We start from the raw sequence: 23099 nt of genomic DNA on the forward strand, positions 1-23099 counted from the left end.
AGGGTGCGCACGATGACCGTCGCACAGCGCCGTGGACGCCGGATCATGATGACCCCGGCCGAGCTCGACTCCTTCCTCTCCGAACAGCGCACCTGCCGGGTGGCGACCGTGTCCGCAGACGGCCGCCCGCACGTCAGCGCGCTCTGGTTCGCCTGGGACGGCTCCTCGCTGTGGCTGTACTCGCTGACGCGCAGCCGCCGCTGGGCCGAGCTGCGCGCCGACCCGAGGATCGCCGTCGTGGTGGACGACGGCGAGGAGTACGGCGAACTGCGCGGCGCCGAGCTGTCCGGCACGGTCACCTTCGTCGGCGAGGCCCCCCGCACCGGCGAGCCGTGCCCGGAACTCCACGTGCCGGAACAGCTGTTCGCGGCGAAGAACTTCGGCCTCGACGCGATGCCGCACGACGGCCGGCACGCCTGGATGCGCCTGACACCGGACGCCGTCGCCTCCTGGGACTTCCGCAAGCTCGGCGGAGTTTGACGGGCGGTCGCCGGGAGGCGCCCGGGGGCCTCAGCTCGACAGCGGCTCGGCCGCCGCCCGCAGCGCCCCGACGACCGCGCGCACGGAGGGGCGGCGCCCCGCGTCGGCGCGCCAGGTGGCGTAGATGTGGCGCCGCACCTGCTGCCGTACGGGCACGAACACGACACCGTCCGGCACCGGGCGGCCGAGCCGGGGGGTCACGCACACCCCGAGTCCCGCCGCGACGAGCGCCAACTGTGTGTGGTGCTCCCCCGCCAGGTGTCCGATGCGCGGCTCGATGCCCTGGGAGCGCAGGGTGAACATCAGCCAGTCGTGGCAGAACTCGCCCTCGGGCCAGGACACCCACTCCTCGTCGGCGAAGTCCACCAGGTCCGCCGCCTCCCGCCCGGCGAGCGGGTGGCCGGCGGGCAGGGCGACATCGGCGGTGTCGTCGAGGAGGTGGGCACGCTCCAGGCCGCCCGGCACGGGTGCCCGCTTGTTGCTCCAGTCCAGGACGATCGCGAGGTCCGCGTCACCGCGCAGCACCGCGCGCACACCCTGCTCGGGCTCCAGCTCCGTCGTACGGACCCGGAGGTCGGGGTGGCCCTCGCGCAGCGCGGCGAGCGCGGCCGGGAAGAGCCCCCGGGCCGCCGTCGGGAAGGCCGCGGCCCGGACCTCGCCCACCACCTGTCCGCGCTGGGCCTCGATGTCGGCCTGGGCGAGCTGGACCTGGGAGAGGATCCGGGCCGCGTGCTCGGCGAGCAGCAGCCCGGCGTCGGTGAGCCGCACGCCGCGGCCGTTCTTGGCGAGCAGCTGCTGCCCCACCTCGCGCTCCAGCTTGGAGAGCTGCTGGGAGACGGCCGAGGTGGTGACGTGCAGCCCGTCGGCCGCGCCGCTGACCGAGCCGTGCCGGGCGACGGCGTCGAGGGTGCGAAGGCGCTCCAGGTTCAACATGTAAGCGATACTAAGGGAAGGGGTCGAGGAATTCTCGCTTGTCCTACGACGTCGGCGCCAGCACCCTGAGTGCATGAGCCCCGCAGCCCCGCCTCCCGCGGTCACCGCCCCGCCCTCCCCCGCCGCCCGCCGGATGCTTGACTGGCGGGTCCGGTTCGGCGTCCTGGCCCTGATCTGGGGCTTCAGCTTCCTCTTCATCAAGGTCGGTACGGAGGGCTTCGCACCGTTCCAGGTCACCTTCGGGCGGCTCCTGTTCGGTACAGCGGTGCTCGCCATCGCCCTGGTGGTGAAGCGCGACCGGCTGCCGCGCGGTGCCCGGGTCTGGGGCCACCTGACGGTGGCGGCGTTCCTCCTGAACGCGCTGCCGTTCTCCCTCTTCGCGTACGCGGAGCTGACGATCCCGTCGACCCTGGCGGGGATCTGCAACGCGACGACCCCCCTGTGGGGCATGCTGCTCTCCCTCGTCGCGCTCTCCGAGGACCGCCCGACCCGGGTCCGCGCCGCCGGTCTGGGCATCGGCTTCATCGGGGTGCTCACCGTCCTCGGCGCATGGCAGGGGTTCTCGGGACTCGACGTGACGGGCACCGCGCTGGCCCTCCTCGCCTCCTTCAGCTACGCGGTCGGATGGATCTACGTCCGCAGGACCCTGACCGGCGCCGGCGCCTCGAACCTCTCGCTCGCCGGATCCCAGGTGGGGCTCGCGACCCTGCAACTGGCCGTGGTCACACCCTTGTTCACCTCGCTGCCGGAGTCGGTGGAGCTGGTACCGCTGCTCGCCGTGATCGCGCTCGGCGCGCTCGGTACGGGGTACGCGATGCTGCTCCAGTACGGCGTGGTCGCGGAGGTCGGCCCGACGACGGCCGCCATGGTCACGTACTTCATCCCGGTCATCGCGACGGCGGCGGGGGTGGCGCTCCTGGACGAACACCTCAGCTGGAACACCCCGGTGGGCGCCGCGGTGATCCTGGCAGGCGCGGCCCTCACCCAAACCCGCACCACCACAGTCGCGAGCAACGCCCCCACCGGTGCGGAACCCACCCGTGCGGCCGCCGCCCCTCATTGTGGGCATCATTCCGCCGGGGCGGAACCCACCCCTACCGCCACCCACCCCGTCGCGAGCAACGCCCCCACCGGTGCGGCCGCCGCCCCTCGTTGTGGGCATCGTTCCGCTGGGGCGGAACGGGTGGGCACAACGGACGGCGCCCCCTGCCGGGCCTAGGCTTCCGCGCCTGAACCCGCACCCTTTGCGCGCCGCACCGCTTGGTGCGGGTCCGGGCACAAGGGGCGGAGGCGCCCGCCGAAGGGCGCCGTCCCGTGTGCCCACCCGTCCCGCCCCAGCGGGACGAATGCCCACACGGCGGGGGCGAGGCCCAAGGCGGATGGGCACCGCACAGCGGGACGCCCCTCACGGAGGCCGGGCACGGCCCCCCGCCCCTCACCCAAAGCTCCCCGCCACCGCCACCCCCGCCGCCCCCGCCACCGCGTCAGCCAGCGGCTCCACATCCCCCACCGTGAGGCCCGAGACGGTGAGCCGGACGGCCGGCCCCGCCTCCATGCGGAAGCGCGCCCCCGGCGCCACCGCCCACCCCGCGGCAAGCAGCCGCGCCACCGCCCCTGTCTCGTCGGCGACCGGGACCCACACGTTCATGCCGGCGCGCCCATGGGCCTCGACGCCCCGCCGGGCCAGCGCCCTCACGAGTCCGTCGCGCCGCTTCCCGTACGACCGCGCGACGACGGCCGGGTCCACCGCGTCCGTGGCCCAGAGCTGCGCGACGGTCTGCTGGAGGAGCCGGCTGACCCAGCCGGGGCCGAGCCGCTGCCGCCCGAGGACCCGGTCGACGGTCTCGGCGTCACCGGTGAACGCGGCGATCCGCAGGTCGGGCCCGTACGCCTTGGCGACGGAACGGACAAGGACCCAGCGTCCCTCACCCCCCGCCAACGGGTGGAGCGGCTGAGCGACGATGCCGTGCCCGTGGTCGTCCTCGACGAGCAGCACACCGGGGTGTCCGGCGAGGACCCGTCGCAGTTCCCGCGCCCGGCCTTCGGTGACGCAGGCCCCGGTCGGGTTCTGCGCCCGGTCGGTCACGATCACCGCCCGCGCCCCGTCGCGCCGGATCGCGCGTTCGACCTCCTCCGGCAGCGGCCCCTCGTCGTCGACGGCCATCGGGACCGGGCGCAGCCCGAGCGCGGGCACCAGGTCGAGGAGGCTGCCCCAGCCGGGGTCCTCGACGGCGACGGCGTCGCCCGGCCGGAGGTGGACGGCGAGCACACGCTCGACGGCGTCGAGGGAACCCGAGGCGACGCCGACGGGCCCGTCCGGCACGCCGTCCGCGTCGAAGGCGGCGCGCGCGAGCCGCGCGAACTCCTCGTCGAGGGGCGCCTCTCCGTACATGCCGGGCTGTTCGGCGTACCGCCGGGCGACCTCGGCGAAGGCCTCTCCGAGGGGTGGCAGCAGGGCGGGGTCGGGGCTGCCGTTGCTCACGTCGCGGACGCCCTCGGGGGCCTCCACCCGGATCGAGCCGCGCGCGGTCGTGGCGGGGCGCGACCGCACCCGGCTACCGCGCCGCCCGTCGGTCTCGATGACCCCGCGCTCACGGAGGGTGCGGTAGGCGGCGGCGACGGTGTTGGGGTTCACGCCGAGCGTGGCGGCCAACTCCCGCATGGGCGGCAGGAGTTGCCCTGGCGGCAGAGCCCCGTCGCCCACCCCTCGCTCCACGCTGGCGGCGATGTCCGATGCGCGACGGCCTTCGATCCGATAATCTCCTAGCACAAACACGAGTATGCACTAGTGCAATGGAGTACGCAATGAGCACCGCCGCCGACACGTACACGAGGACCGACCGGACCGTGCCCACCCGCTCCCGGGAGCGCGCCTCGTACGACAAGGCACTGGTCCACTCGATACTCGACGAGGCGTACGTCTGCCATCTCGGTTTCGTCCGTGACGGCGCTCCGGTCGTCCTGCCGACGCTCTTCGCCCGCGTCGGCGACCGCCTCTATGTGCACGGCTCCACCGGATCGCGGCCGCTGCGTGCCACCGGCGACGGCGTGGCGGCTCCGGGGCTGCCCGTCTGCCTGACCGTGACCCACGTCGACGGTCTCGTGCTCGCGCGCTCCGCCTTCCACCACTCCCTCAACTACCGCTCGGTCGTGGTGCACGGCACCGCCCATCAGGTCACCGACCAGGAGGAGATCCGCAAGGCTCTCGACGCGCTCGTCGACCACGTCGTCCCCGGCCGGTCCGCCGACTCGCGCCCGGCGAACGCCAAGGAACTCGCCGCCACCGCCGTGATCCGGCTCGACCTGGACGAGGTCTCGGCGAAGGTCCGCACCGGCGGCCCCAACGACGACCCCGAGGACCGGGCCCTCCCCCACTGGTCCGGCGTCGTCCCGGTGGGCACGGCGTACGGCACGCCGATCGCGGCCGACGACCTCGACCCGGCGGTGGCCCTGCCGGACTACCTGGCCACGCTCTGAGAGGTACGGAGGAACGGAAAGAGGGGCCGGGCGGGGGCGGCAAACCCGCCCGTCCACCCCGCCCGCCCCTCCGCCCCGCCCGTCCGAAGGCCGCCTACACGGCCACCGCCTCCCGCCTCCGTTCGGCCGCCACCGTCCGTGCCTCGGCGTACGCCAGCCCCGTGACGGCGGCGAGCAGCAGCAGCGTGCCGAACACGATGGCCGCGGTCAGCCGCTCGCCGAGCAGCGAGACGGCGATCACGGCCGCGCTCACCGGCTCCAGGAGCATGATCACGGAGACGGTGGCGGCCCGGACGACCGCCGCGCCCGCGAAGTACAGGGCGTACGCGAGCGCGGTCGGCACGGCCGCCACGTACACGACGAGGAGCAGCACACTCACGGGCGCGTCGGTGTGCGGTACGAGTCCCTCGGCGAGCGCCGCGGGCAGCAGCCCGACCGCGCCGATCGCGAAGGCCCAGGTGGTGGTGGCCAGGGCGTCCGTACGGCCGCCGTCACGGCCGAGCCAACGGGTGAGCAGCGTGATGGCCGCGTACCCGGCCGCCGAGACGACCGCGAGGACGACGCCCAGCGGACGCACCTCCGTGGATCCGCCGCCCAGGACGAGGACGACGAGCCCGGCGAGCGCCCCGGTGACGGCGGCGATGCCGCCGCGGCCGAGGCGTTCGCCCATGGTGAGCCGGGCGCCGACCGCGATGAGCACGGGTCCCGCGCCCAGGGTGACGACGGTTCCGACCGCGAGCCCGGTGTCCTGGACGGCGGCGAAGTAGGCGCTCTGGAAGACGGTGAGGCCGATCCCGGTGCCGAGGATGCGGAGGGTCCGCCGGCGGCGCGGTTCCCCGGCCGTGGGGGCGGCGGCGCGCCGGGGCCGCAGGGCCAGTGCGCCGAGCAGCAGGACGAGGCCGCCGACGCAGCGCCAGAAGGAGAGGGCCAGCGGGCCCATGTCGCTGATGCGGAAGATCAGCGAGGCCGCGGCGCCGGCCGTGCCCCAGGCGATCCCGGCGACGATCAGATAGAGCAGGCTCCGCCCGACGGACAGGGCGGATTCCGATGAGTTCGACACGTGACTTCTCCGTGGAAGACAGGAGGGAAAGGTGGTCGCTCGGCTCCGCGCGCGGGCAGCGACGAACCGCTCGGGGGCGAGGAGTCGCCCGGCCGAGCCCGGTCTTCGTCGAGGAGAGTCGCCGCGCGCGCTAGGCGGCGGGCGGCGGAAGGACGGTCGAATGCATGCTCGGCACCTTACGGCGCCGTCCGTCCGGCAGACAACTCCGGGTCGCGTCCGGCACTCCCGGAACCACCGGGATCACCGGAACCCCCGGGATCACCGGACCCCCCGACCGCCCCACCCCCACCGGAACCGCCCTCCGGAGACCCCACAGGCGCACCGTCCCCACCCGAACCACCCGAACCACCCGAACCACCCGCCACCGAGGCGCCGTCCGGGTCCACCGTCCCCCCGTCCCGCCCCACGGCACCGGCGTCCGCCGCCGAACTCGCCACGGGCTCCGGCACGGACGCCTTGGGCGTCGAGGACTGGGCGATGAAGGCACCGATCAGCACCACCGCGCCGCCGATGATCTGCGGCGCGTCGAGGTGCTCGCCGAGCAGCACCCAGGCGAGGACGGTCGCGATGACGGCCTCCAGGCAGGCCACGACGCCCGCGACCTGCGGGGAGAGCCGGCGCACCGAGACGACCCCTGTGACGTAGGCGAGGACGGTGGCGATCAGCACGATCCAGCCGAGCAGCAGCCACGCGGGCACGTGGCTGCCGTCCATGTCGGCGCTGCCGCCGAGGAGCGCCCAGTCCATGCCCCACGGGCGGGCGATCAGGGTCAGGACCACCGTGCCGATGAGCAGCCCGTAGGCGATGACGCCGAGCGGGTCGGCCTGTCCGTCCTCGTCGGAGCCCTGGTCGGAGAGGACGAAGTAGCCGACCTGACAGCAGGCGGCGGCGAGCGCGAGGAGCAGACCGACGAGGTCGAAGGTGAGCCCGGACCATACCTGGACGACGCAGGCGAGGCCGCCGACGGCGAGGACGACGCCGAGCGCGGCGGCGCGGGTGACGGGACGACGCTGGACGAAGCGGACCCAGCCGAGGACGAGGGCGGGGGCGAGGTACTCGATGAGGAGGGCGACGCCGACGGGGATGCGGGAGATCGAGGCGAAGTAGAAGGCCTGGACACCGGCGACGGCGAGCAGGCCGAAGCCCGCGAGGAGAGTGGGTTTACGGCGCAGGAGGTCCCGGTGGCGCCAGGCCACCGGGAGCATGACGAGCGCGGCGCCGGCGACCCGGAGCCACACCACATGGAGCGGGTCGAGTCCCGCCTCGATGAGCGGCTTGGCCGCCACTCCCGAACCACCGAATGCGAAGGCCGAGGCCAGGGCGAGTCCCAGGCCGGCGCTTCTCCCCTGAGACGCGTGCATCGGGCCATGATGACAGGGCTCGGTCAGGCGCGTAACCCCCGTTACACCTGTTGAGACGGCTCGCCGATCCGCGCGGCGAGGGCGGCCGGGTCGACGCCCGCCCGGCGCAGCACCTCCACGGCCCGGCTCCCGGGGTCCGCGGCGATGACGGCCAGCAGATCGAGGCCGCGCGCCTGGGTGTCGCCGCGCCCCGCGGCCCGCCGGAAGGCCTCCTCCAGGGCGGCGGCCGCGGCCGGTGACCAGCCGGAGGCCCGGGGATCCTGGGGCTCGGCAGTATGGAGGGCAGGCAGCCGGCGCCCGGCGGCGTCCGAGTCCTCGACCGAGCGCTGCCAGCGCAGGCCGTAGCCGATGGACCGCTGGACGAGATAGCCGAGGACCCGGGCGAGCTGGTGGCCGCTCTCGAACGCGGCGCCGGCCTCGGCGTCGGACTCCAGGAGGGAGTGCAGGAGGTGCGCGGTGTCGATCTGGCGGTCGCCGTCCCTGAGGGCTCTGCGGCGCGCGCCCGTCACGACCGTCATGAGGGACGGTGTCAGGAGGGGCGTGAGCTCCGCGCGCGGGGCGGCGGGCCGCCGGAGTGGCTGGGGAAGCGGGACGGGACGGTGCACCCTCCCACCTCATCAGGCTCGCGCGGCCGGAACATCGCCAGGGAGAAGCATGTCCGCATCCCACCGGAGTTGGGCACGCGCGCGCGGTTCCTCCTCCTTACGGATGAGATCGCGCTCGTTGCCCTCACGGGGCGCGCGCCGCCTTGCTCTGCGCCCCCGATGCAACCACAGACCCTTCCGCGCACGTCTTCCGGTCGTGTTCTGGATGGTGGCTCTGCTCGCGCTCGACGGGCGGCAGTACGTCTACCGGGTGTACGCGCCCCGGGAGGCGCTGCCGGCCGATCTGTTCTGGGCGGCGTTCCACTGCCACGAGGAGGACGGGGGGCCACGCGCCTCCGACAGCTTCGACGCGGCCGAGCTCTGGTGGATCGGCGACAGCGCGGGACCGGCCGCAGCAGAACTGACGGTTCATCAGTATTGAATGTTCACGCCCGTCCCGCTACGTTCCGCGACACCGGAAACCCAGCGGGCACGCGTGAAGGGGTGGTCTCATGGCCGAAGTCACCGCGGAGGCACGGATCGAGGCGCCGACCGGGAAGGTCTGGGCGCGGCTCATGGACTTCTCCTCGTACGGCGAGTGGAACGCCACCCACACCAGCTTCCCGAACGGCGGGCCGGCGGCCCTGGAGGCGGGCGCCACCTTCACGGAGAACATGAAGTTGATGGGCTTCCCCGCCGAGGTGCTCTGGACGGTCGAGGAGCTGGAGTCGGAGCGCGCCTTCGCCATCAAGGGCAAGGGCCCGATGGGTGTTCTCGTCACCACGCGTTACTCCCTCGCGGCGGACGGGGACGCGACGAGCGTACGGATCGACGGCGAGTTCACGGGTGCGGCGGTCTCCCTGATGGCGGGCAAGCTCAAGGACTCGGCGACGGCGGCCCTGACCGAGTCGCTGCGGAAGCTCTCGGGCCTGGTCGCCTGAGGCCCGGACCCGCTCCCGGCGCGCGAGCGCCGTCGCACACGCACCGAAGGGCCCCGCGGCAGGCGCCGCGGGGCCCTTCGTCTCCTCATCCGGTCCGCACGGGCACCGGTCAGTGCTCGTCGGCCAGGATCAGGTACAGCTTCTTGCGGGCCTCGTTGATCACGCCGACCGCCTTCTGCCGCTGCTCGGGGGTACCGGTCTTCCAGACCTGCCCGAACGCCTCCATCAGACCGAAACCGGCCTGCCGGACCTCGTTCAGGGCCTCCCAGTCGACCCCGCGCCCGGCCTCTTCCCAGGGAGCCTCGGGGCCGCTCTCGGCCTCGGCGCGCCCGGTGTCGGTGAGCGTGAACAGCTTCTTGCCGCCCTCGCTCTCGCTGGTGATCAGCCCCTCGTCCTCCAGCAGTTGGAGGGTCGGGTACACCGAGCCGGGGCTGGGCTTCCACGCCCCGTCACTGCGCTCGCCGATCTCCCGGATCATCTCGTAGCCGTGCATCGGGCGGTCCTTGAGGAGCGCCAGGATCGAGGCCCGCACGTCACCGCGCCGCGCCCTCCCCCGGCCGCCACCGCCGGGCCCGCGACCACCGCCGAAGGGCCCGCCCCTGAAGGGGCCACCCCCGAAGCCGGGCCCGAAGGGCCCGAACGCGGCACGCCGTCCCTCGAAGTCACCACGAGGCCCGGCGCCGAAGCCTCCACGCTCGGCTCCGTGTCCGTTTCCGCACTCGTGTCCATGTGAACGCATCACCACGCTCCTTCCGTCGAGATCCCATCGCTGAACTGTCGCGATGCCTCAACGATATATCGGAACTGTTCGGCGAGCAAGCAAGGTCTCAGCAGAGGTGATGTCCTGTGTCAGCGAACCTGGACCGTGTGCCACCGAAGGTGGACCGACGGCGTTTTGTGACAGTGAAGACGGGCCACCGCAGCCGAGACGCCTCCTGGCAGGCTGGTGATATGAACGGTTTCCAAGATCGAGAACTCATTGATTCACTCGCCGCTGCGGACTCTCCCTCATGGAGGGTCAGAGCTGCCGCAGGGCGTCGGCTGGCAGCAGCACCTCGGATCGAGGCCGTTGCCGATGTCCTCCACCGCCTCTTGCTCGATGCTCAAGACACTGCGGTGACCTCGGAAACAGCCGTGGCGCTGCTGGCACGTGGGGACCTACCCGGTCTACGTGCCGTGCTCGCCGCCCGAGCCGTCGCGACCGACCTGGGAACCGCTGACCAGATCAGCGCGGAGCTTGACGGTGACCCACGCTGGATGACCGGCAACGGCGTCGCTGAACTCATCCGGCAACTCCAGGAGCTGACGTCGGACGCAGATCGGGGGGTGCGCGACGAGGCCCAGCGGCGACTCTCGCTCCTGCCGCAGCACGACTGACCTGGCGGCGGTCCCTCTTCGGTGTCACACAACGCCGTAGGTCCACGTTCGGTGACACACGGTCCGGGTTCGCCGGCACGGGTCAGGTGACGTGCCCGCGACGGCGGCCGTGCCGTCTCATGGGACCGGCGCCGCGGCCTCGATCACCGGCTCTCCGGCCGTACCGGGGACCCGGCCCGCCCAGCGATGAGCCTCCGGCCGTCCGGGCACGGACCGACGTCCTCGCGCGCGCGGTTCGCGCAGCCCGCGAGGAGCCCCGACAAGGCCGCGGGCCGCAGGGCCAGCAGGTCCAGTCCTCCCCGATTGGCCTTGGCCCCCGGAAATCGGCTCCCGGTACGGTCGCCCACATGCGCATCAGAATCGTCGACGCCTTCACCGACCGGCCCTTCTCCGGCAACCCCGCCGGAGTCCTGCTCCTCGACTCCTTCCCGGACGACGTCTGGCTGCAGAAGGTCGCCGCGGAGGTGAACCTCTCCGAGACGGCCTTCGCCCACCCGCTGCCCGCCGGCGGCGAGGCGGACTGGGCCCTGCGCTGGTTCACGCCCACCACCGAGGTCGACATGTGCGGCCACGCCACACTGGCCACCGCCCACGTCCTGCACTCCACGGGCACGGCGACCGGGGCCGTCCGCTTCGCCGCCCGCTGCGGCGTGCTCGGCGCCACCACCGAGCCCGACGGCACGATCACGATGGACTTCCCGACCTCCTCGCTCACGCCCGTCCCCGTACCGGACGGCCTGGAGAAGGCACTGGGCGCCGAGGTCCTCGCCGTCCACGACACGGCCGACCACATCGGCGACCTGGTCGTCGAGCTGCGCGACGAGCCCACCGTGCGCGGGCTCGCGCCGGACTTCGCCGCCCTGAAGGGACTCTCCTCGCGCGGTGTCATCGCGACCGCCGCGGCCGAACTCCCCGAGGGCGGGTACGACTTCGTCTCCCGAGGCTTCTTCCCCGCCGTCGGCATCGACGAGGACCCGGTGACCGGCAGCGCCCACACCGCGCTCGCCCCCTACTGGTCGGCCCGCTTCGGCCGGGACGACCTCGTCGGCTTCCAGGGCGGCGCCCGTACGGGCATCGTCCGGACCCGCCTGCGCGGCGAGCGCACCCTGCTGAACGGCCACGCGGTCACGGTCATCGAGGGCGACCTGCGCGCCTGACCCACACCGGCACACGGAACCGCACCGCACACCGCGCCGAGACGCACGGCGACACACCGCGACACACAGAGCCGCACACACGAGAGGGGCGTACGGAGATCTCCGTACGCCCCTCCTCTGCCACACCTCAGACCGTGGGCAGCCACCCCACCTTGCCCGCGAGCAGCCCGTACCCGACGAAGGCCACGATGTCGAGCAGCGCGTGCGCCACGACCAGCGGACCGACCCGGCCCCAGCGCCGGTACAGCAGGACGAAGACGACGCCCATCACCACATTGCCGAGGAAGCCGCCGATGCCCTGGTAGAGGTGGTAAGAGCCGCGCAGCACCGAACTTCCCGCCAGCGCGGCCATCGGGGACCACCCCAGCTGGTCGAGCCTGCGCAGCAGATAGCCCACGACGACGACCTCCTCCAGGACGGAGTTCTGGATCGCCGAGAGGATCAGCACCGGGTACTTCCACCACACGTCGGGCAGCGACTCGGGAACCACCGTGAGGTTGAACCCGCTCGCCCGCGCCGCGAGGTAGAAGGCGAGTCCCGCGCTCCCGATCCCCGCCGCGACCAGCGTCCCGCGCCCGAGGTCGAACCACTGCCGGGTCCGGTCGAAGCCGATGGCCCGCAGTCCCGATCCCTCGCGCAGCAGCAGATGGGCGACGAGGAGGACCGGCACGAGGGCGGTGGCGATGCCGAAGAGCTGCCAGGACAGGTCGAGCCACGGCCGCCCCGGCGCGTACGAGCCGTTGAGCGTCGCCGCCTGTTCCTTCAGCGCCCCGGACTTGGTCAGGGAGCCGATGAAGCTGATGAGGGACGACACGGCGCTCGCCCCGAGGGAGAGCGCGAGCACGATGAGCGTCTCGGAACGCAGTACCCGGCGGGGCGGACCACCCGGCGGCAGGGAAGCGTCACTCACTCGTTGCTCCGACACCACACCTGTCCCCACTTCCCGGTCGCCGACGGACGCCGCCGCGGCGGCCCGACCACTTTGTCATGATCAGCCGCCGCCCCGCCCCGCGGCCCTGCCCGAAGGCGGAGCCACCGGAGTGGAGCGCGCGCATGCGATGCCCGCGGGAGTGGAGCGCATGGGCTCCATCAGTGCGTGCGGTCCATCAATGCGTGGGCTCCATCAGGCCCGCGCTCCCTCAATGCCCGCGCTCCAACAATGCCCGCGCTCAGTCGATGCCCACCGGCCAGGTGTGCACCGGCTCGCCCGCGTGCATCAGGGTCCGGTAGCGGCGGGTCGTGGCCGCGAGCGCCGCCTCGCGGTCGAGGCCCGATTCCAGGGCCCGGTGGAAGGTGCCGGCCTGCCAGGAGGCGCCGTTCACCCGCCGCAGACAGCGCTGCTCGATCACCCCGAGGTAGAAGTCCCGGTCGGCGGGTTCGATGTGCCAGGCGTCGAGCCCGGCCGCGGCGAGCGGCAGCAGCTCGTCGAGGACGAGCCGTACCGCCGGAACGGTCGCGATGCCGCCCGCGCGCCCCGAGCGGGGCCAGCGCAGCTCCGCCTCGATGCCGTGGCGGCAGGCCGTGTCGAAGTTGGCCTCGGCGTCCTCGAAGGTGAGGCGCTTCCAGACCGGTCGGGGGTCGTCGGCGAGCGAGCGTACGAGCCCGTAGTAGAAGGCCGCGTTGGCGATGACGTCGGTGACGGTGGGACCGGCCGGCAGCACCCGGTTCTCGACGCGCAGGTGCGGGACGCCGTCGACCCAGCCGTACACCGGCCGGTTCCAGCGGTAGACCGTGCCGTTGTGCAGAACGAGCTCCTGGAGGCGTGGCACCCCGCCCTCGTCGAGGACGAGCAGCGGGTCCTCCTCGTCGCAGATGGGCAGCAGGGCGGGGAAGTAGCGGAGGTTCTCCTCGAAGAGGTCGTACACGGAGTCCACCCACCGCTCCCCGAACCAGGTACGCGGCCGGACGCCCTGGGACTGCAGCTCGGGCGGGCGGGTGTCGGTGGCCTGCTGGAAGAGCGGCGGCCGGGACTCGCGCCACAGCTCACGGCCGAAGACGAAGGGTGCGTTGGCGCCGAGCGCGATCTGTACGCCCGCCACCGCCTGCGACGCGTTCCACACGGCCGCGAAGCGGGCCGGCGTCACCTGGAGGTGGAGCTGGACCGAGGTGCAGGCCGCCTCGGGCACGATCGACTCCGACGTGGCGAGGAGGCGTTCCACGCCGTGGATGTCGAGCGTGAAGTCCTCGCCGCGGGCGGCGAGTATCTGGTCGTTGAGGAGCGTGTAGCGGTCGGCGCCCGAGAGGTTCTCCAGGACCAGGTCGTCCTGCGTGAGCGTCGGAAGTATGCCGATCATGACGACACCGGCGTCGAGTTCGGCGGCCATGCGGTCGGCATATCCGATCCCGGTTCCGATCTCCTCCGCGAGCCGGTCGAATACGCGCCCGTTGAGCTGGTGGGGCGCGATGTTCACTTCGAGATTGAACATTCCGAGTTCGGTCTGGAAATCGGGGCTGGCGATCTTTTCGAGAACCGGCCCGTTGAGCATGCGGGGCAGCCCGTCGGAACCGGCGAGATTGAGTTCGATCTCCACGCCCATGAGATTGCGGGGCCGGTCGAACCGCTTCTCCGCCAGGAGCCTCGCCAGTCCCGCGAGACACTGCTGGAGCTTTCTCCGGTACTGCTGCCGGTCGGACGGGCCGAACCCGTCGGCCACGACCTTCTCCCCCATCGAAGCGTCCCTCCCCGAGCGGGCAGCCGCCAGGACGGCCGCATGTCACGGACGATGATGCCCACCTCGCTGATCCACAACGCCTGCGGAAGAGGGGCGTCGGAGGATAGGCTGGATGCAGCACCCCATCAGCACATCCCGAAGGCACGGGGCAATCGACATATACCAATGTCCTATTGTCTCTGAACTCGGGGTCGGCATTCAGCCGTCCACCTCCCCGAGGAATACGCAGGTGGGAGCGGCGCCACCGGAGCATTCCGCTTCTTCGGCCCCTGCATTACGGCCTGATGACGTCTTGTCAGGAATATCGGCGACGTCTAGCGGAAACACTCTGTGAACACGTGTCGTATAAACTCCGCGGACGAGGCAGAGTGTTGGCGCCCGGCCACGGCCTCATGGCCCTCCTCCGGCCCCGCCGCCGACAGCGCCGTCGTACCTGCCCACGCGTCACCGTGTCTCCTGAGTGAGAGGCGACCCACCATGCTCCGACCCTCCCCGGCCCCTGCGCCGGCCCTCCGCAGCGTCCTCGCGGCCCTCGGCTCACCGACCGCCGTCCATGAGGCGCGAACCCCCGCGCTGCGGGCCGCGCAGGGACCACTGAGCCCCGAACTCCCCCTGCCCGTCCACGTCCTGGGCGTCGCCGGAGCTCCGGGGCAGACGCCCCGCATCCGGCTCGCCGGCTGGCGTTTCCTGATCAGGAGCGGGGGCCGGGCGATCGCCGCCGCGGACACCATGCTCACCCCCGACGGCTGGTCCTTCTCGCACTTCTTCGAGGGCCCGTACGTCACCGCCACCGAGCGCGCGCTGCTCCAGGCCGAGGCACTGCCCGTCCCGTACCAGCCACGGCTGCTGTCCGTACCGGAGCTGTACATGCAGACCCTCTGGCTGCACGCCGACCCCGAGGCGGACGGCGCCACCGCCGCCCCGGCCGCGGCCGACCTGCTGGTGCCGCTCGCCCCCGCGCCACCGGGGATCGCGGCCCACCGCGCCTACCAGATCGCCGACCTCCTGCCCGTGCTCAGTACGCGTCTCGCGCCGCCGCCCCTCATGGGCTCGCCGGCGCCCGCCTGATCCACCGCACGCGCACCGCCGCCCCGTGACCCGCCCGGGTCACGGGGCGCACTGCTGTCCGAAGGACCCGTCCGAACGCCCCTCCCGAACACCCCTCCCGGACGGACTAGCCCGCTCGGGCCCCCCAGAACCACCCGAAGGGACGGTGCAGTTGACCTGAACCGCCCCTGCGGGTGATGCGTCTTCCCAGGAGAGGACGAGCTGCCGCGAAATCCCTGCGGAAGCGCGTCCATGGGGCAAGACTGGGACCGGAACCGAACCGACCGGACGGGGGCGGCGATGAGCGCGAACAGCCGCAGGACATCCACCACGACGCAGCGAAAGAACCTACCCATGTGCCAGCACCAGCCTGCCTGTCCCACCGCCGACTCCGCCGACCGGGAGGCGGCCCGACTGACGGCACACCACCCGGAGCAGGGCTGGAGCCTGCTGTGCAACGGCGTCCTGCTCTTCGAGGACACCGGTGAACTGCTGCCGGACGGGCAGATCATCGACCCGCACCGGCCGCTCACGGCGGGACAGGTGACGACCGCCGCCTGAGGACGGAGGCCGTCACCGTACGAGGGACACGCGGGAAACGCCGAGGGCCGGCCCGGAGAGAATCTCCGAACCGGCCCTCACCTCATGCGCGCTGTGCTCAGTTGTCGTACTCGTCCAGCGGCGGGCAGGAGCAGACCAGGTTCCGGTCGCCGAAGGCACCGTCGATACGGCGGACCGGCGGCCAGTACTTGTCGGCGGCCGAGACCCCGGCCGGGAAGACGGCCTCGTCCCGCGTGTACGCGTGGTTCCACTCGCCGCCCAGCGCGGCCGCGGTGTGCGGGGCGTTGTGCAGCGGGTTGTCGTCGGCGGGCCACTGGCCCGAGGCGACCTTCTCGATCTCGGCCCGGATCGCGATCATCGTGTCGCAGAAACGGTCCAGCTCGCTCAGGTCCTCGGACTCGGTCGGCTCGATCATCAGGGTGCCTGCCACCGGGAACGACATCGTCGGCGCGTGGAAGCCGTAGTCGATGAGGCGCTTCGCGATGTCGTCGACCGTGACGCCGGTCGCCTTCGACAGCGGCCGCAGGTCCACGATGCACTCGTGGGCGACCAGCCCGGCCGGGCCGGTGTAGAGCACCGGGAAGTGCGGCTCGAGGCGCTTGGCGATGTAGTTCGCCGCGAGGACGGCGACCTGGGTGGCGCGCTTGAGGCCCTCGCCGCCCATCAGACGCACGTACGACCACGAGATCGGCAGGATGCCGGCGGAGCCCCACGGAGCGGCCGAGATCGGGCCGACACCGGTCTCCGGGCCCGCGGCCGGCTGGAGCGGGTGGTTCGGCAGGTACGGGGCGAGGTGGGCGCGCACGCCGACGGGGCCGACGCCCGGACCGCCACCGCCGTGCGGGATGCAGAACGTCTTGTGCAGGTTCAGGTGCGAGACGTCGCCGCCGAAGTGACCCGGCTTGGCCAGACCGACGAGTGCGTTCAGGTTGGCACCGTCCACGTACACCTGGCCGCCGGCCTCGTGCACCTCGGCGCAGATGTCGGCGACGTGCTCCTCGAAGACGCCGTGCGTCGACGGGTAGGTGATCATCAGGACGGACAGCTCGTCACGGTACTGCGCGATCTTGGCGCGCAGGTCCTGGACGTCGACCTCGCCGTCGTCGGCGGTCTTGACGACGACGACCTTCATGCCGGCCATCACCGCGGAGGCGGCGTTGGTGCCGTGCGCGGAGGACGGGATGAGGCAGACCGTGCGCTGCTCGTCGCCGTTGGCGCGGTGGTAGGCGCGGACGGCGAGGAGACCGGCCAGCTCGCCCTGCGACCCGGCGTTGGGCTGGATCGACACCTTGTCGTAGCCGGTGACCTCGGCGAGGCGCTCCTCGAGCTCGGTGATGAGCGTGAGGTAGCCCTGCGCCTGCTCGACCGGGGCGAAGGGGTGGACCTGACCGAACTCGGGCCAGGTCACCGCCTCCATCTCGGTCGTCGCGTTCAGCTTCATCGTGCAGGAGCCGAGCGGGATCATGCCGCGGTCGAGCGCGTAGTCGCGGTCCGCGAGCCTGCGCAGGTAGCGCAGCATCGAGGTCTCGGAGCGGTGCGCGTGGAAGACCGGGTGCGTCAGGTACGCGTCGGAGCGCAGCAGCCCCGCGGGCAGCGTGTCCTCGGTGGTGGCGTCGAGCGCCTCGACATCGGCCGTGACGCCGAAGGCGGCCCACACGGCGGCGAGCTGCTCGCGGGTGGTGGTCTCGTCGCAGGACATGGAGACGTGGTCGGCGTCGACGCGGTAGAGGTTGACACCGGCCTCGCGGGCGGCGGCCACGACCTCGTCGGCCGTACCGGGCACGCGCGCGGTGAGGGTGTCGAAGAAGGCGCCCTGGGTGAGCTCCACGCCCCCGGCCGTCAGACCGGCGGCGAGGATCGCGGCGTACCGGTGGGTGCGGTGCGCGATGCCCTTGAGGCCCTCGGGGCCGTGGTAGACGGCGTACATGCCGGCCATGACGGCGAGCAGCACCTGCGCGGTGCAGATGTTGCTGGTGGCCTTCTCGCGGCGGATGTGCTGCTCGCGGGTCTGCAGGGCGAGGCGGTACGCGCGGTTGCCGTCGGCGTCGACCGAGACACCCACCAGACGACCGGGCAGGGAGCGGGCGTGCTTGTCCTGGACGGCCATGTAACCGGCGTGGGGGCCGCCGAAGCCCATGGGAACACCGAAGCGCTGCGTCGTACCGACGGCGATGTCGGCCCCGAGCTCGCCGGGCGAGGTGAGCAGGGTGAGCGCGAGCAGGTCGGCGGCGACGGTGACGATCGCGCCGAGCTCGTGGGCGGCGTCGATCAGCGGCTTGATGTCGCGGACGGCTCCGGAGGCTCCCGGGTACTGGAGGAGCACGCCGAAGACACCGCGCTCGGCGACCGCGGCGGGGATGCCCTCGCTCAGGTCGGCGACGACGACCTCGACACCGGTCGGCTCGGCGCGGGTCTCGATGACGGCGATCGTCTGCGGCAGGGCGTCGGCGTCGACGAGGAAGACACCGTTCTTGACCTTGCCGACACGGCGGGCCAGCGACATCGCCTCGGCGGCGGCCGTGCCCTCGTCGAGCAGGGAGGCACCGGAGGTGGGCAGCCCGGTCAGGTCGGCGACGACCGTCTGGAAGTTCAGCAGGGCCTCGAGGCGCCCCTGCGAGATCTCCGGCTGGTACGGGGTGTACGCGGTGTACCAGGCGGGGTTCTCCATCACGTTCCGCAGGATCACCGGCGGCGTGAAGGTCCCGTAGTAGCCGAGGCCGATCATGGGCGCGAGGACCTGGTTGCGGTCGGCGAGCGTACGCAGCTCGGCGAGGACCTCGGCCTCCGTGCGCGCGGCCGGCAGGCCCAGCGCCTCGGTGTTCTTGATGACGTCGGGCACCGCGGCGGCCGTGAGCTCGTCGAGGGAGCCGTAGCCGACCTGGGCGAGCATCTTGGCGCGCGCCTCGGCGTCAGGCCCGATGTGCCGCTGCTCGAACGGGATGCCCTGTTCGAGTTCGGAGAGCGGAATGCGGTTGGCGGTCATGTGCGGAGGCCTCCTGGTCGTCACGACCTGCGAGGGGCACCACGGCGCGGGTACCCGGACGGCCTCCCCCTCTGTCATCTCAACCTGAGAGTTTCACCGGCACGCCTCGCGGCACGCCGGCTTTCACCGTCGGTGAGAGCGCATGCCGTCGGACACCGCTCTGCTTTCCAGAGTGACCTCGTCCGCGCGGTACAGGGGCCTGAGAGATTCCGGGGAGGATTTGCTCCTTCGGCGCCCACCGGAAGTTTCTCCGGGGGACTCTCCCGCACGGGGTCGACAGCCACAGCCAGCCTACCAGCGCGGTTACGGCTCCCATCGCTCAAGTGGCCGACATCCCAGATGTGCACTTTCGTAGGGGTAGAGCAGTTGCGACCAGTTGGAGGGACCGTGCAGACCGACATCGATCCGCGCAGCCTGATCGGCCGCAAGGCGTTCGACCGTGACGGACACAAGATCGGAACCGTGGACGAGGTGTACCTGGACGACGCGACCGGCATACCGGAGTGGGCGGCGGTCCGCACCGGCCTCTTCAGCCGGGACGCCTTCGTCCCCCTGGACCCGAGCGAACTCCTCGACGACGGACTCCACATCCCGTACGAGCGGGCCCTCATCAAGGACGCCCCCGACTTCGGCGTGGGACGCCACCTCTCCCCCGAACAGGAACTCCAGCTCTACCGTCACTACAGCCTGACGCTCCCCCCGCCCCCCTCGGACGCCCCGGACACCGACTTCGGCCGCTTGGCAGGCCAGTAACCCCACAGCGCCGGCCCGCCGCACGGCTTCCCGCTGGCCCCCGCCTCCGCCCACCGGCCGGCGGCCGGCAGACCGCCGCCCCGGCCGCCGGGGCCGGCCCCCTCGGCGTCATCCGTCCCCGTCACCGTCCCGCACCAACGGCAACGCCTCTCCGGGTACCAGCTCCGGATCGTCCACGGCGAACGTCCGCACGCGCCCCGGCTCCGACCACGGCTCCTCGAACCGCACCGTGACCCGCCCGACCCCGCTCCCCTGCACCCACCCCGCCCCGTACACGGCGTGCCGTACGTCGTGTCCCGGCGCCCAGTGCCGCTCCACGGTCACCGGAGCGTCGGGCTCGGGCGCACCGGAGGCCGCGCCGGAGGCCTCGGCGGGGGCCACGGCGGCGCCCGCCGCGCCCCCGGCCGAACTCTCCGCCTCCGCCTGCGCGAACAGGTCCTCCTGCGTGTAGTCCGCGAGTCCGGTGACCCCGACCCCCAGCAGCCGCACGCCTCCCGTCGTGTCCACGGCGTCGAGCAGCCGCCCCGCCGCCTCCCGCACCACACCCGGGTCGTCCGTGGGCCCCCGGAGCGTCTCGGACCGGGTCAGGGTCGAGAAGTCGTACCGCCGCACCTTCAGGACGATCGTCCGCCCCGAGTGCCCCGAGGTCCGCAGCCGCCCCACACACCGCTCCGCGAGCCGCTCCACCTCGCTCCTGATCCGCACGCGGTCGTGGAGGTCCACGTCGAAGGTGTCCTCGACCGACACCGACTTGGCGTCCCGCTCGGCCACCACGGGCCGATCGTCGTACCCCCGGGCCATCCGGTACAGGGAGGCCCCGTGTGCCCTCCCGAGCAGCCGTACGAGCTCGTCCTCGCCCGCCTCCGCGAGATCGGACACCGTGGTCATACCGGCCCGCCGCAGGTGCTCGCCGGTCGCCGGACCGACGCCTGGCAGGATCCGTACGGAACGCGGCCCGAGGAGCTCCCGCTCGGTACCGGGCTCGATCAGGACGAGCCCGTCGGGCTTGGCCTCCTCGGAAGCGATCTTCGCGATCATCTTGGAGCCCGCGAGCCCCACGGACCCCGTCAGGCCCGTCGTCGCGAGGATGTCGCCGCGCAGCCGCTCCCCGGCGGCCCGGGCGCTCGCGCTGTCGTCGGCGATCCCGCCGGCCTCCAGGTCGACGAAGGCCTCGTCGAGGCTGAGCGGCTCCACCAGCGGGGAGAGCCGCCCGAGCAGCTCCATCACCTGCTCGCTGATCGACCGGTAGAAGGCGAAGCGGGGGACGAGGTAGGCCGCGTTCGGCGCGAGCCGCCGCGCCTGGCCCATGGGCATGGCCGAGTGCACTCCGAACCGGCGCGCCTCGTACGAGGCGGTGGCCACCACACCGCGTGGTCCCAGACCGCCGACGACCACGGGTTTTCCGCGCAGGCTCGGCTTCGCCGCCTGCTCGGCGGCGGCGAAGAACGCATCCATGTCGAGATGCAGGATCGTCGGCGCGGCTCTCACGCCTCCGATGCTGCCCTACGCCACTGACAACGCCGCCACGCGTCGCGACGGATCACCCGCGGCCCGCGGGCGAGCCTCAGACCGCCCTGTCGCGCCGCCGTCTCGCCAGTTCGTCCCCCGGGTTGTGTCCGACGAGCGTCTCGCCCGTGTCGACCCGCTCCCCGTGCAGCTGCGAGAGCGCCGACTCGACGTCACGCCAGACCACACCGACGGCGATGCCGAAGACGCCCTGTCCGCCCTGGAGGAGATCGACGACCTCGTCGGGCGAGGAGCACTCGTACACCGTGGCCCCGTCGCTCATGAGCGTCATCCGCTCCAGGTCCCGGAAACCCCGGGCGCGCAGGTGCTGCACGGCGGCCCGGATGTTCTGGAGGGCCACCCCGGTGTCGAGGAAACGCTTGACGATCTTCAGGACGACCACGTCGCGGAAGCTGTAGAGCCGCTGCGTCCCCGACCCGTACGCGGGCCGTACGCTCGGCTCCACGAGCCCCGTACGCGCCCAGTAGTCCAGCTGGCGATAGGTGATCCCCGCCGCGGCGCAGGCCGTCGGGCCTCGATAGCCGACCACCTCGCCCGCCGCGCCCGGCCCCGTACCGCCCGGTCCGGTGCCCGCACCGGCGTCCGTACCGAAGTCGCCCACACTGCCGTGAAGCGGATACGGACCGCTCTCTCCGGACGTGCGTCCGAGCGAGCTCCCTGCCGTACCGTCCGCGCTGCTCATCACGCCGACCCTCCGTCCTTGACCTGCCCACACGAAGGTAGGCAGTCACCCGGGGTGCGTCAACGATCGCCACACTCGGCACGCCGAGTGATAATCACCCTGAGAGTGGTTTGCCGTGTCTCTCCCCGGGGAAAGGCTACTCGAATGCCCTGACGGCACCCCGCGAACGGCCCGCGGCCGCGTCGCTCAGCGTCACTGACTGTTGGTCCCGAAGTCCTCCGGTGAGATCTGGTCGAGGAACTCGCGGAACTTCTCCACCTCGTCCTCCTGCTCGTCCGGAATCGCGATACCGGCGTCGTCCAGGACACCGTCACTACCGAAGATCGGCGTCCCGGTCCGCAGGGCCAGTGCTATCGCGTCCGACGGCCGCGCACTCACCTCGACGCCGCTGGCGAAGACCAGTTCGGCGTAGAAGACCCCGTCACGCAGATCCGTGATGCGGACTTCGGTGAGTTCCTGACCCACGGCCTCCAGCACGTCCTTGAACAGGTCGTGCGTCAGCGGCCGCGGCGGAGCCATCCCCTGCTGAGCGAAGGCGATAGCGGTCGCCTCCCCCGGTCCGATCCAGATGGGGAGGTACCGATCGCCTCCCACTTCACGCAGGAGCACGATCGGCTGGTTGGAGGGCATTTCCACCCGGACACCCACAACGTCGAGCTCGTTCACACAGCAACCCTAGGACGTGCTCGACCGGTTTGGATAGTCGGGCCCTCCCAAGGCCGCTGCCGAGCTCACTGGAGACGGATCCCCAGAGCGGTCCGCACGAGGGCCGCGTGCAGCCTCACCGACTGCGTGGCGAGCTCCTGGGCGGTGGCCTCCGCATGTGCTCTGGTCTGCGGATTACGGTGCCGGCGCAGCGGAGCGACGACCTGTTCGATCAACCCGGCCTCCCGGTCCGCGGCCGCCTTGACGGCCCTCAGGTGCCGGGGTTCCAGACCGAATCTCCCCAGATCCGCGACGAGCCTTGCGACGGTCACGGACTCGGGGTCGTAGCCGCCGGTCTCGGTCCCGGAGATCAGACCGTAGGACTCCCACTCGACGAGCTCGGCCTCGGAGACCTCGGCCGCGGCCAACAGCTCCGCCCGCCCGATCCGAGCGGCGGTGGGCGGCTCCGCGTCCTGCTCCCAGGCGTCCTCGACCAGGTCACGCCGGCGCCCGGGGGTCGGGAGCTTGATCTCCTCGCCCCTCGCGAGGGCGTCGAGGTGCTCGCGGATGACCTTCAGCGGAAGATAGTGGTCCCGCTGCATCCGCAGGATCCGAGCGAGCCGCTCCACGTCCTGCGGGCTGAACTTCCGGTACCCGGAGGCCGTACGCCGGGGCTCCACGAGCCCCTCGGCCTCCAGGAACCGGATCTTGGAGATGGTCACTTCGGGAAATTCGTCACGCAGCCGGTTGAGCACCGTGCCGATGCTGACCAGCCTGTCGCCCGCGGTGGGGGCGCCTGAATCGGCGCCGCCCGTCGGTGTTCGCAGCATGGACCTTCCCTGAAGGCTTCTCCGAGGCG

23 protein-coding genes and 1 riboswitch are annotated in these 23099 nt (G+C 72.2%); of the genes, 10 read left to right on the forward strand and 13 right to left on the reverse strand.

Annotated elements, in window-relative coordinates; translation table 11 throughout:
- Positions 1-12 precede the first annotated feature (12 nt).
- Positions 13-480: a pyridoxamine 5'-phosphate oxidase family protein gene (locus tag ACFVYX_RS20570; RefSeq protein ID WP_389682824.1), complete on the forward strand. Its 468-nt coding sequence runs from the start codon at positions 13-15 to the stop codon at positions 478-480.
- A 30-nt stretch (positions 481-510) separates the two neighbouring features.
- On the opposite strand, the gene ACFVYX_RS20575 is transcribed toward ACFVYX_RS20570, so the two are convergent.
- Entirely contained in the window at positions 511-1413 is a 903-nt protein-coding gene (locus ACFVYX_RS20575) for a LysR substrate-binding domain-containing protein (RefSeq protein WP_389682825.1), read from the reverse strand.
- 73 nt (positions 1414-1486) lie between these two features.
- Here ACFVYX_RS20575 and ACFVYX_RS20580 point away from each other — a divergent pair, with 73 nt between their 5' ends.
- Complete coding sequence (locus ACFVYX_RS20580; RefSeq protein ID WP_389682826.1) at positions 1487-2632, forward strand: DMT family transporter; 1146 nt, start codon at positions 1487-1489, stop codon at positions 2630-2632.
- A gap of 216 nt (positions 2633-2848) precedes the next feature.
- Here ACFVYX_RS20580 and ACFVYX_RS20585 read toward each other — a convergent pair whose 3' ends face one another.
- Entirely contained in the window at positions 2849-4183 is a 1335-nt protein-coding gene (locus ACFVYX_RS20585) for an aminotransferase class I/II-fold pyridoxal phosphate-dependent enzyme (protein WP_389682827.1), read from the reverse strand.
- Positions 4184-4218: 35 nt separating this feature from the next.
- On the opposite strand from ACFVYX_RS20585, the gene ACFVYX_RS20590 reads away from it, so the two are divergent.
- Positions 4219-4890, forward strand: a complete 672-nt coding sequence (locus ACFVYX_RS20590; RefSeq protein WP_389682828.1) for a pyridoxamine 5'-phosphate oxidase family protein — start codon at positions 4219-4221, stop codon at positions 4888-4890.
- 94 nt (positions 4891-4984) lie between these two features.
- On the opposite strand, the gene ACFVYX_RS20595 is transcribed toward ACFVYX_RS20590, so the two are convergent.
- The 3 genes from ACFVYX_RS20595 to ACFVYX_RS20605 all read right to left on the reverse strand — a co-directional run bounded on the left by ACFVYX_RS20595 (position 4985) and on the right by ACFVYX_RS20605 (position 7829).
- The gene (locus tag ACFVYX_RS20595; protein ID WP_389682829.1) at positions 4985-5950 is read right to left on the reverse strand and encodes a DMT family transporter; all 966 of its coding nucleotides are present in this window, start codon (positions 5948-5950) and stop codon (positions 4985-4987) included.
- A 176-nt stretch (positions 5951-6126) separates the two neighbouring features.
- The gene (locus ACFVYX_RS20600; RefSeq protein ID WP_389682830.1) at positions 6127-7311 is read right to left on the reverse strand and encodes a DMT family transporter; all 1185 of its coding nucleotides are present in this window, start codon (positions 7309-7311) and stop codon (positions 6127-6129) included.
- Positions 7312-7352: 41 nt separating this feature from the next.
- A complete protein-coding gene (locus ACFVYX_RS20605) occupies positions 7353-7829 on the reverse strand; it encodes a Clp protease N-terminal domain-containing protein (RefSeq protein WP_389682831.1) in 477 nt (158 codons plus the stop codon).
- Positions 7830-8112: 283 nt separating this feature from the next.
- Here ACFVYX_RS20605 and ACFVYX_RS20610 point away from each other — a divergent pair, with 283 nt between their 5' ends.
- Positions 8113-8337, forward strand: a complete 225-nt coding sequence (locus ACFVYX_RS20610) for a hypothetical protein (RefSeq protein ID WP_389682832.1) — start codon at positions 8113-8115, stop codon at positions 8335-8337.
- Between the two features lie 70 nt (positions 8338-8407).
- Positions 8408-8836: an SRPBCC family protein gene (locus ACFVYX_RS20615; RefSeq protein ID WP_389682833.1), complete on the forward strand. Its 429-nt coding sequence runs from the start codon at positions 8408-8410 to the stop codon at positions 8834-8836.
- A 109-nt stretch (positions 8837-8945) separates the two neighbouring features.
- Here ACFVYX_RS20615 and ACFVYX_RS20620 read toward each other — a convergent pair whose 3' ends face one another.
- Positions 8946-9575 (reverse strand): PadR family transcriptional regulator, encoded by a 630-nt coding sequence (locus ACFVYX_RS20620; protein ID WP_389682834.1) that lies wholly within the window; start codon positions 9573-9575, stop codon positions 8946-8948.
- 395 nt (positions 9576-9970) lie between these two features.
- On the opposite strand from ACFVYX_RS20620, the gene ACFVYX_RS20625 reads away from it, so the two are divergent.
- On the forward strand, positions 9971-10213 hold the full coding sequence (locus tag ACFVYX_RS20625; protein WP_389682835.1) for a hypothetical protein: 243 nt from the start codon (positions 9971-9973) through the stop codon (positions 10211-10213).
- Positions 10214-10560: 347 nt separating this feature from the next.
- Entirely contained in the window at positions 10561-11370 is an 810-nt protein-coding gene (locus tag ACFVYX_RS20630; RefSeq protein WP_389682836.1) for a PhzF family phenazine biosynthesis protein, read from the forward strand.
- A gap of 127 nt (positions 11371-11497) precedes the next feature.
- On the opposite strand, the gene ACFVYX_RS20635 is transcribed toward ACFVYX_RS20630, so the two are convergent.
- Together ACFVYX_RS20635 and ACFVYX_RS20640 are read right to left on the reverse strand one after the other, a co-directional pair.
- Positions 11498-12280 (reverse strand): CPBP family intramembrane glutamic endopeptidase, encoded by a 783-nt coding sequence (locus ACFVYX_RS20635; protein WP_389682837.1) that lies wholly within the window; start codon positions 12278-12280, stop codon positions 11498-11500.
- A 259-nt stretch (positions 12281-12539) separates the two neighbouring features.
- The gene (locus tag ACFVYX_RS20640) at positions 12540-14039 is read right to left on the reverse strand and encodes a glutamate--cysteine ligase (RefSeq protein ID WP_389682838.1); all 1500 of its coding nucleotides are present in this window, start codon (positions 14037-14039) and stop codon (positions 12540-12542) included.
- A gap of 480 nt (positions 14040-14519) precedes the next feature.
- On the opposite strand from ACFVYX_RS20640, the gene ACFVYX_RS20645 reads away from it, so the two are divergent.
- Together ACFVYX_RS20645 and ACFVYX_RS20650 are read left to right on the forward strand one after the other, a co-directional pair.
- Positions 14520-15110: a hypothetical protein gene (locus ACFVYX_RS20645; RefSeq protein ID WP_389682839.1), complete on the forward strand. Its 591-nt coding sequence runs from the start codon at positions 14520-14522 to the stop codon at positions 15108-15110.
- A 333-nt stretch (positions 15111-15443) separates the two neighbouring features.
- A complete protein-coding gene (locus tag ACFVYX_RS20650; RefSeq protein ID WP_389682840.1) occupies positions 15444-15650 on the forward strand; it encodes a DUF5999 family protein in 207 nt (68 codons plus the stop codon).
- A 97-nt stretch (positions 15651-15747) separates the two neighbouring features.
- Here ACFVYX_RS20650 and gcvP read toward each other — a convergent pair whose 3' ends face one another.
- Entirely contained in the window at positions 15748-18633 is a 2886-nt protein-coding gene (gcvP, locus tag ACFVYX_RS20655; RefSeq protein ID WP_389682841.1) for an aminomethyl-transferring glycine dehydrogenase, read from the reverse strand.
- A gap of 177 nt (positions 18634-18810) precedes the next feature.
- A riboswitch (glycine riboswitch) is annotated at positions 18811-18909 on the reverse strand.
- Between the two features lie 63 nt (positions 18910-18972).
- Here gcvP and ACFVYX_RS20660 point away from each other — a divergent pair.
- On the forward strand, positions 18973-19386 hold the full coding sequence (locus ACFVYX_RS20660) for a PRC-barrel domain-containing protein (protein ID WP_389682842.1): 414 nt from the start codon (positions 18973-18975) through the stop codon (positions 19384-19386).
- Positions 19387-19494: 108 nt separating this feature from the next.
- Here ACFVYX_RS20660 and ACFVYX_RS20665 read toward each other — a convergent pair whose 3' ends face one another.
- The 4 genes from ACFVYX_RS20665 to ACFVYX_RS20680 form a co-directional block, all read right to left on the reverse strand.
- Positions 19495-20874: a DNA polymerase IV gene (locus ACFVYX_RS20665; RefSeq protein WP_389682843.1), complete on the reverse strand. Its 1380-nt coding sequence runs from the start codon at positions 20872-20874 to the stop codon at positions 19495-19497.
- A 76-nt stretch (positions 20875-20950) separates the two neighbouring features.
- A complete protein-coding gene (gene bldO, locus ACFVYX_RS20670; RefSeq protein ID WP_389682844.1) occupies positions 20951-21595 on the reverse strand; it encodes a whiB transcriptional repressor BldO in 645 nt (214 codons plus the stop codon).
- A gap of 192 nt (positions 21596-21787) precedes the next feature.
- A complete protein-coding gene (locus ACFVYX_RS20675) occupies positions 21788-22261 on the reverse strand; it encodes a bifunctional nuclease family protein (RefSeq protein WP_017238433.1) in 474 nt (157 codons plus the stop codon).
- A gap of 65 nt (positions 22262-22326) precedes the next feature.
- Positions 22327-23070, reverse strand: coding sequence for a MerR family transcriptional regulator (locus ACFVYX_RS20680; protein ID WP_389682845.1), 744 nt, complete (start codon positions 23068-23070; stop codon positions 22327-22329).
- Positions 23071-23099: the final 29 nt, after the last annotated feature.

It is taken from the genome of Streptomyces sp. NPDC058326 (genome assembly GCF_042879855.1).
In the GTDB taxonomy this organism is placed as follows: Bacteria; Actinomycetota; Actinomycetes; order Streptomycetales; family Streptomycetaceae; genus Streptomyces.